Consider the following 8951-nt stretch of genomic DNA (forward strand, 5'->3'; position numbering starts at 1 on the left):
TAACCGCGAAAGATCAACACGCCCTAGTAAGTATGGTATTGTGCGTTTTCTCCACCCCATTTTTCACAGCGTTCAGCTTCAACTAGTCACAAGTACTGTAATAAAATCGAAGTTACCACCGGCTATTTACTTAAAGCCATAATCAATATTAGGAACCTCAGATGGACGCTAAAGAGCACGAGTTCTTTAATTTACTCAATGATATGATGTTGCTGACATTCACAAGCTTGAACTCTTGGGAGAAAACCTTCATTTCAGATATGCACCATAGAGCAATGACCAGGCAGTTAATTTCACCCAAACAAAAAATGTCAATATTGAGCATTTCAGAAAAAGCGAGCAAAAGACGTAAGCCTTCCTCTAGAAAAACCAACAAGAAGTGACGCCGTAACATCCGACTTATTCAATGCATCAACATGCATCAACATGCATCGCACATTACATCACCAGATCGAGTCCGATGGATGAATGATGAATGTCCTAATACGCATTCCGTTAAAGTACTTTTATTCGCGATACCAATGGCTATCTTAAGCCTCTTAATGCCTTAATATCATTCTAACGGGACTTTATTGACAAAATCCCCCTTATTTACTGATCGTGACTTAGCTCTCAGAACTGTTCTTTCCCTAATAACTCTGTATAATTCGCCGCCTATTCATTCTTACTTTCGTTTTAGCTGAATTGGCGTCTACTACATGTGATTAGCCAGTCCCTACACCTAGGAATATTTCTTTGATATCTACTGCTAACATCACTATGCAATTTGGCGCAGAGCCATTATTTGAAAACATTTCGGCTAAATTTGGTAACGGTAACCGTTACGGCCTAATTGGAGCCAATGGATGTGGTAAATCAACGTTCATGAAAATCCTAAGTGGCGCACAAGCACCTAGTTCAGGTAACGTTTCGATCACACCAGGGCTAAAACTTGGTGTTCTTAGCCAAGACCAATTTGCCTTTGAAGAACACAACGTGATTGATGTTGTTATCATGGGCGACCGAAAGTTGTGGGAAATCAAACAGGAACGTGACCGTATCTATTCGCTGCCAGAAATGAGCGAAGAAGATGGCATGAAAGTCGCTGAACTTGAAAGTGAGTTTGCTGAAATGGACGGCTACACCGCTGAAAGTCGTGCTGGTGATATTTTAATTCAAGCCGGTATTGAAGAAGAGTTCCATTTCGGCCTCATGCAGCAAGTCGCTCCCGGTTGGAAACTTCGTGTGTTATTGGCTCAAGCACTGTTCGCGAATCCAGATATCTTGTTGCTCGATGAACCGACCAATAACTTGGACATCAACACCATTAACTGGCTTGCAGAAGAACTGAATCAGCGTAAATGTACCATGATCATCATCTCGCACGATCGTCACTTCTTAAATTCAGTGTGCACTCACATGGCCGATATCGACTACGGTGAGCTTCGTATCTACCCAGGTAACTACGAGTACTTCTTAGAAGCGTCTGGGCTTATTCGCGAACAGTTGCTTTCAAGCAATGCTAAAAAAGCCGCGGAAATCAGTGAACTGCAAGATTTTGTAAACCGTTTTGGCGCGAATGCTTCTAAAGCGAAACAAGCCAGCTCTCGCGCTAAAAAGATGGACAAGATCAAACTTGATGAAGTGAAATCATCAAGCCGTATCAGCCCGTCTATTGATTTTGGTGAAGGTAAAAAACTGCACCGTCTTGCGCTTGAGCTGCAGGATTTGGGGCATGCCTTTGATGATGAGTTGTTGTTTGAAAAAGGCAACCTGCTGTTAGAGGCAGGAACTCGCTTAGCGGTCATTGGTGAAAATGGCGTTGGTAAAACGACCTTACTGCGTTGCCTAGTTAATGAGTTAGAACAAACTCAAGGCGTTGTTAAATGGTCAGAAAATGCATCTATTGGCTACTGCCCGCAAGACAGCACCGCAGACTTTGATAATGATCTCTCTATTTTTGATTGGATCTCACAGTGGCGTACAACAAAACATGATGACTTAATGGTACGTGGAATCTTAGGCCGTTTACTGTTCACCGCTGACGATGCGAATAAAAAAGCGAAAAACTGCTCTGGTGGTGAAAAGAACCGTTTGTTGTTTGGTAAGCTAATGATGCAAGACATCAACGTTCTCGTTATGGATGAGCCAACCAACCACATGGATATGGAAGCTATTGAAGCATTGAACAATGCCCTTAAAGGCTATCAAGGAACGCTAATTTTCGTTAGCCACGACCGTGAATTCGTCTCTTCTTTGGCTACATCAATTATCGATGTGAAAGATAAAAAACTGGTGAACTTCCAAGGCACCTATAACGAATACCTAGCGCATCAGAAAAAAGAATTGGCGGCTGCGGTATAAAAAATCATTGCGCTCCAGCCTTGTACTGGAGCGCAATTCGATCTTACTGTCGATGAGTCTAACTTCTCAATATCGGTCTTCTGCCTTCTGTCTTCTGCCTTCTGCCTTCTGCCTTCTGCCTTCTGCCAATCATTCTATACCCTCCTGTCGCGCTTAATTGCGAATCGTTTTTCTTAAGCAAACCGAAACATACTTTTGCAATCTCCAAGCAAGCTTCTTATTCTTCGGACTTTTGGGGCAAGAATCAGTGCAGCGATACCAAACGAAATTGCCGTCGTATTCTGATGTAAGCCTCTATGGTAATCTGCATACCCTTCCATTAATCGCGCTCTGGCACTTTTTAATGTAGAGGGTGACAAATTCCATCGATCACTCTCCTTCTCATATCGTTGCAAAATCGACTCTATCGACTGTAAGTTCTTTAACCGAAAGCGATAAGATTGAGTCGCCGAACTCTGGCGCATTAAATAGCCTGATTGAACTGAATTGAGTACCCCAACACCATGACTTTCGCATATCCTCAGCCACAACTCCCAGTCTTCCCCATACCGAATATTGGTATCAAACAGGTCTACCTTCGACAACACATTGGCTCTGAGCATGACCGTTGAAGTACCAATAACGTTGTTTTTAATGACCAGAGCCAAGGGGTTTTCTACTGTAAAAGACTCTTGAGTACAGTTTTGGAACTGCTCCCAATAAGTAAAACTGTCGATGATCACCTGATAGCGCTCGGTGAAGTGATCGTAGTTGGTAAAGCTCAATGCCAAGTCGGGCTTGTTCTTATGGAGTTTCAGCTGCAACGACAATTTATCTGGATACCAAAAATCATCGGCATCCAAAAACGCGATGAATTCACCACTCGATCTTTGTATTCCTAGATTACGTGCTTTAGAGGCTCCTACCCCATGTGCGGTCATAATTATTATCCGCGGATCAGTCAATGTCGTTAAATAGTGTGCGGTGTCGTCACTGCTGTTATCGTTGATGATCAATAATTCAATATCTCGATGAGTCTGATCAAGCACGCTGCTAATCGCTTTTGGCAAATAATCCCGGCAGTTATAAGTTGGAATAATCACTGATACTTTAGCCATAACCCATTCTCTTCATGAAGTTAACTCTGTACGAGTATGACAATCACAATGCATGACTCTAGATCAGTCGTTAAAAATGCACCGTTCTTGCAGTACAGCTTCTGATGCATAGTTCAAGCCAAAACCTAAACGATTGAATTATGGGGAATTATCAATCTTTTATCTAAATGGAAAATTGAAAACAGCAATATAGCCTCTGTAACTTCATATTGATTTTCATTTTGAGAATGATCTCGCCATATTGACGCCTTTCTGATTTTTTCCAATTTAACCATATGATTATATGAGTTAAATTAGTTGGCGCGTCATTTGCTATCTTATTTATGCACCGTTTAACGTGTTGAAATGTTTATAGGGCTTAATTATGAAAAAAGTGGCGTTCGTTACTCCGACGTATCCCGTACTCAGTGAAACCTTTATTCAAACTGAAATAGACGCCATCAAACAATGTGGGCATCACGTTTGCGTTTTAACCTTTGAAATAGAACAAAGCCAACAAACGTTTGACTACAGCGTCATAAAGATCGGCTCAAAAGTCAAAGCAGGCCTATGCAAAAAGTTTTATTTTCCTGGTCTATTAGACGCCATCAAATTTGTTCAGCAGCAAAAGAGCATGCCGAGACGGTCGCTTTTCAATTACGGCGTCAAGCTCGCTCTTCAACTTGCCGATCTGAACGTTGAGCACGTTCATGCTCACTTTTGTCAACATACTGCAGCTCATGCCATCGTGGCAGCTAAATTACTCAATATCACCTGTTCTTTTGTTGCTCATGGACACGATGTTTATGAGTCGGCTTACGACATTGAGCAAAAAATACAGGCCAGTGACTTCGTTGTCGCTGTCTGTAAAAGCATGCACGATGACTTTGTTAGTATGATGAGTGACAAAATCGCACACAACAAATCATCCGAGAACCAATCACCAGAAAATAAAACAGCAAGCGCTAAGATTAAGCTCTTACACTGTGGGGTAAAAACCGATCAGTTCGTTCTGGAAACAAAGACAAGAACCAGACAACTGAGGCTAGTTTTTCTAGGTCGGTTAGTTGAACAAAAAGGCATTCATCACCTCATCGAGGCACTGGCACCTATCGCTAAACCATTGAGTATTCGCTTGGATATTGTCGGTACTGGAGAAATGCTCCATGAGTTAGAAAAACAGGTAAAACAGCAAGGGTTATTAGAAGACGTGCATTTTTTAGGGGCCAAACCGCACGAGTGGGTAAAACAGAATTTGGCCAAGTACGATTGTTTGGTGGCTCCGTTTTGTTTCTCACAGACAGGTTGTGTTGATACGGGGCCATTAGTATTAAAAGAAGCAATGGCGGTTGGAACCCCGGTCATCACGACCAACATTATGGGATGCAAAGAAATTGTCGCCCCTGGAACGGGGTTCTTAGTCAGCGAAAAAAGCGTTGCTGAACTGAAACAGAGTATCATGCAATTTTCTCAATTCAGTATTCGAGAACGTACCCAAATGGGGCAACTAGCCCATAAACATGTTACTCAGAATTTTGATGCCTTTTTACAAGCAAAACAATTGTCTGGTTGGATTGAAGCGCCAGCAACAACATAGTTTTTCAATTGTTACCCCACTCTTTGCCCCCAGATTGGCTATCAATATCCTTTCTCAATACACCCATTCAGAGATCTGTGTTTTTCTATCCTAACGACAAAATCCTTTTGTTAGACAGCCCCCCATTTTTATCAGTTAATGCGCCTCATAATCGCACTCAAAAAAATGCGAAATATTAAGTGTGATGATCACGGAAGAACGTCACTAATACACATCAAAGGATGCAGATAATTAATGTAAGTGCATCAAAACATGAGACTGATTTTGTGACCAATTATTCTAAGCTAGACAACATTCGCGCTGACTACAATGTCCAATATTGGAGTCAAGATTTCTTTGGCATTAATGACAGTGGTGAAGTGTTTGTCTCGCCTAGAAGTGACAAGCAACACTCAGTACCGTTGGTTTCTATTGCTAATGAACTTGAGAAAAAAGGCTTAAACCTGCCTGCACTAGTTCGCTTTCCGCAAATTATTCACCAGCGAGTGCACAACATTTGTGATGCGTTTAATCAAGCGATTGACGAGTATCAATACGACAATAACTACTTACTGGTTTACCCAATTAAAGTGAACCAACAAAAAGAAGTCGTTGATCAAATACTTTCAAGCCAAGCGCAATTAGAGACAAAGCAATTGGGGTTAGAAGCAGGCAGCAAACCCGAACTTCTCGCTGTGTTAGCGCTTGCACAGCAAGCGAGCTCTGTCATTGTCTGCAACGGCTACAAAGATCGTGAATACGTGCGTCTGGCTCTTATTGGCGAGAAACTGGGCCATAAGGTGTTCATTGTCTTAGAGAAATTGTCAGAGTTAGACATTGTACTTCGCGAAGCGAAAGATCTAGGCGTGAAACCACGACTCGGTTTGCGTATCCGCTTGGCATCTCAAGGCGCAGGAAAGTGGCAATCTAGCGGTGGTGAGAAGTCAAAATTTGGTTTGTCAGCATCGCAGGTGCTGACGGTTATCGAGCGCTTAAAACAAGGACAACAATTGGAAGCCATGCAATTGGTGCACTTCCACTTAGGTTCTCAAATGGCCAATATTCGTGACGTCCGAAATGGTGTTAATGAAGCAGCACGTTTTTATTGTGAACTGCGTGAGCTTGGTACGCCACTGGATTATTTTGATATTGGCGGTGGTTTAGCGGTGGATTATGACGGCACGCGCAGTCAGTCCTCTAATTCGATGAACTACAGCTTGGCAGAATACGCTCGCAATGTTGTCAGCACGATCAACGATGTTTGCCAAGACTACCAACAGCCAAAACCGGTGATCATTTCAGAATCTGGTCGCTCTTTGACTGCGCATCACGCGGTTTTGGTCACCAATGTGATTGGTACTGAGAGCTATGCGGTTGAGGCCATTGATGCTCCGAATGATGACGCTCCCGCTCTATTGCAAAACATGTGGCGCAACTGGCAGAACCTAACCGAACGCACTGATGCGCGAGCGTTAATAGAAATATACAACGATACCCAAAGCGATTTAGGTGAAGCACACACTTCATTTTCAACCGGGGTAATCAATCTGGAACAGCGCGCTTGGGTTGAACAACTGTCATTGCGTATTTACGCTGAACTGCGCGATTTGATGAGTAACAAAAATCGCTTCCATCGACCTATTTTAGACGAACTAAATAGCCGCTTGGCCGATAAGTTCTTTGTGAATTTCTCACTGTTTCAGTCATTACCTGATGCATGGGGCATTGACCAAGTATTCCCTGTGTTACCGCTTTCTGGCTTACAAAATGTTGACGGAAAACGTGCGGTTATATTAGACATCACCTGCGATTCTGACGGTGTTGTTGATTACTATGTTGAAGGTCAAGGTATCGAATCGACCCTTGCTGTTCCGGAATGGAATAAAGATAAACCGTATCTTATGGGCTTTTTCTTAATCGGTGCTTACCAAGAGATCTTAGGTGATATGCATAACCTGTTTGGTGATACGCATAGCGCAGTGGTGACGATTGATGATCAGGGGAACACCGTGTTTGAGTCAATTGATGAAGGTGACTCGGTAGAAGACATGATGCGCTACGTTCATATCGATCTCGACACCATTCGCAGCAACTACCGCCAACTGGTTGATCGCTTTGTTGATATCGATGAACAAAGCCTTGTGCTGCAAGAACTTGAGCAAGGTTTAACGGGTTACACCTACTTAGAGGATTTTTAAATGAACGATTTGTTTACTAAAACGGATTATTCACTGTATTCAAATGCGATGACCTTTGTTCGTCGTCCATTGGTTAAAGACCCGGTTGGTTGTGATGCTGACGTGGTGGTTCTAGGCGTTCCTTTAGACATAGCTACGTCTGGGCGCCCTGGTGCACGCATGGGGCCAGATGCTATTCGCAGAGCATCGGTCAATCTTGCTTGGGAAGGTAAGAAATTCCCATGGGACTTTAACGTATTTGACAATAATAAAGTCATCGATTGTGGCGATCTTGTTTTTGATTGTGGCGATGCTGAAGACTTTACGTATCGCTTGGAAGCGGCGACAAGTGAAATATTAAAAAGTGGAAAAGCCATGTTGGCACTAGGTGGTGACCATTTCATTACATTGCCGATACTCAGAGCCTATGCCAAACATCACGGGGAAATGGCGCTGATTCACTTTGACGCACACACAGACACGTATGCCAGCGGTAGTGCTTATGATCATGGAACCATGTTCTATCACGCACCGAACGAGGGTTTAATTTCGGCCAAACATTCCGTACAGATCGGAATTCGTACTGAGTATAGCTATGACAACCACAGCTTTAATGTCATTAACGCTATGCAAGCCAACGACATGAGTGTGGATGCCATCGTTGAGCAGATCAAGGCGACCATTGGCGATAAGCCGGTTTACATCACCTTCGATATTGACTGTCTTGATCCAGCGTTTGCTCCTGGAACCGGCACCCCAGTTTGCGGCGGTCTTAATACCGATAAAGCGTTGAAGATATTACGTGCGCTTGCGGGAATTAATGTCGTTGGAATGGATGTTGTGGAAGTTTCACCGCCTTATGATCAAAGCGACCTGACCGCACTGGCTGGCGCGACTATTGCGTTAGAGATGCTGTATGTATGGGCTTCTAGGCCTAAAGCCATTAACTAGACCCTCAACAACGTGCCCAAATATGGGCACGTTGTCTTTTAAGTACCGCTATCTCTTTCTCACTTCTCACTTCTCATTGCTCATTTCTCTGTCTTTATCTATTTCTATTGCTATTTCTTTTAATAAAACGATGTTTGAACACCTTGACGAACCGGTTTAGTCACGTAAAATCATGCAAAGCGAGATACTCAATCAGTTGCACCAAATTACACCATTTTGCACCATATAAATGCAAATTTGGAGGCAGCATAAAAGCACCCATAGGATATACAGCACTTTTGGGGTGGCATTCAATTTGCTTTGTTTTAGGTAGTTAACTTCTAATAGGAATAGATATGTTTATTAAACGGTATTTTAAAACAAAAGATGAAGTCGAAGTGACGTTTCAATGGCCAAAGGAAGATCCAGCAGTCACCAGCATTGCCGTGTGTGGCGATTTTAACCAGTGGCAATCAACCCCGATGAAGCTCAACCGCCAAAAAGTATTCACCACTAAAATTCGTCTACCTAAAGAGAAACAGTTTGAGTTTCGCTATCTCATCAACGACCAAGAATGGCAAAATGATCCCGCGGCGGACGGATATGTAGGTAACTCCTACGGGAGTGATAACAGTGTGTTAACGACATAATTCCTTTAAATCCCCCAGGCTATCGCACTCATCACGATAGTTCTGATGACGATGAGCAGCGTTCTCCGCCATAGATATAAAACAGAAAGGCCATGATAATTCATGGCCTTTTACTGACAAAACTCACAGTTTTTTAATTACAGACAACATTATTGCCGAAATAAACAAGGTTAAGTTTTGTTTACCAAAAAACCCTCGT

Annotated in this window: 7 protein-coding genes; 6 read left to right on the plus strand and 1 reads right to left on the minus strand. The window is 42.8% G+C overall.

What is annotated here, in order from left to right; translation table 11 throughout:
* The first annotated feature begins 161 nt into the window (after window positions 1-161).
* Together A1QO_RS06950 and A1QO_RS06955 are read left to right on the plus strand one after the other, a co-directional pair.
* A complete protein-coding gene (locus tag A1QO_RS06950; protein ID WP_017040199.1) occupies window positions 162-383 on the plus strand; it encodes a hypothetical protein in 222 nt (73 codons plus the stop codon).
* Between the two features lie 352 nt (window positions 384-735).
* Window positions 736-2343 (plus strand): ABC-F family ATPase, encoded by a 1608-nt coding sequence (locus tag A1QO_RS06955; protein WP_083249880.1) that lies wholly within the window; start codon window positions 736-738, stop codon window positions 2341-2343.
* A 173-nt stretch (window positions 2344-2516) separates the two neighbouring features.
* Here the strand turns inward: A1QO_RS06955 and A1QO_RS06960 are convergent, their stop codons facing one another.
* Window positions 2517-3440, minus strand: a complete 924-nt coding sequence (locus A1QO_RS06960; RefSeq protein WP_017039715.1) for a glycosyltransferase family 2 protein — start codon at window positions 3438-3440, stop codon at window positions 2517-2519.
* 364 nt (window positions 3441-3804) lie between these two features.
* Here A1QO_RS06960 and A1QO_RS06965 point away from each other — a divergent pair, with 364 nt between their 5' ends.
* The 4 genes from A1QO_RS06965 to A1QO_RS06980 all read left to right on the plus strand — a co-directional run bounded on the left by A1QO_RS06965 (window position 3805) and on the right by A1QO_RS06980 (window position 8752).
* Window positions 3805-5016, plus strand: coding sequence for a glycosyltransferase family 4 protein (locus A1QO_RS06965; RefSeq protein WP_017039714.1), 1212 nt, complete (start codon window positions 3805-3807; stop codon window positions 5014-5016).
* A 266-nt stretch (window positions 5017-5282) separates the two neighbouring features.
* Window positions 5283-7193: an arginine decarboxylase gene (gene speA / locus A1QO_RS06970; protein WP_038131378.1), complete on the plus strand. Its 1911-nt coding sequence runs from the start codon at window positions 5283-5285 to the stop codon at window positions 7191-7193.
* Window positions 7194-8123, plus strand: a complete 930-nt coding sequence (speB, locus tag A1QO_RS06975; RefSeq protein WP_017039712.1) for an agmatinase — start codon at window positions 7194-7196, stop codon at window positions 8121-8123. It abuts the gene before it with no gap.
* 335 nt (window positions 8124-8458) lie between these two features.
* Entirely contained in the window at window positions 8459-8752 is a 294-nt protein-coding gene (locus tag A1QO_RS06980) for an isoamylase early set domain-containing protein (protein ID WP_017037685.1), read from the plus strand.
* The last annotated feature ends 199 nt before the right edge of the window (window positions 8753-8951 follow it).

This window comes from Vibrio genomosp. F10 str. ZF-129, from assembly GCF_000287055.2.
Taxonomy (GTDB): domain Bacteria; phylum Pseudomonadota; class Gammaproteobacteria; order Enterobacterales; family Vibrionaceae; genus Vibrio.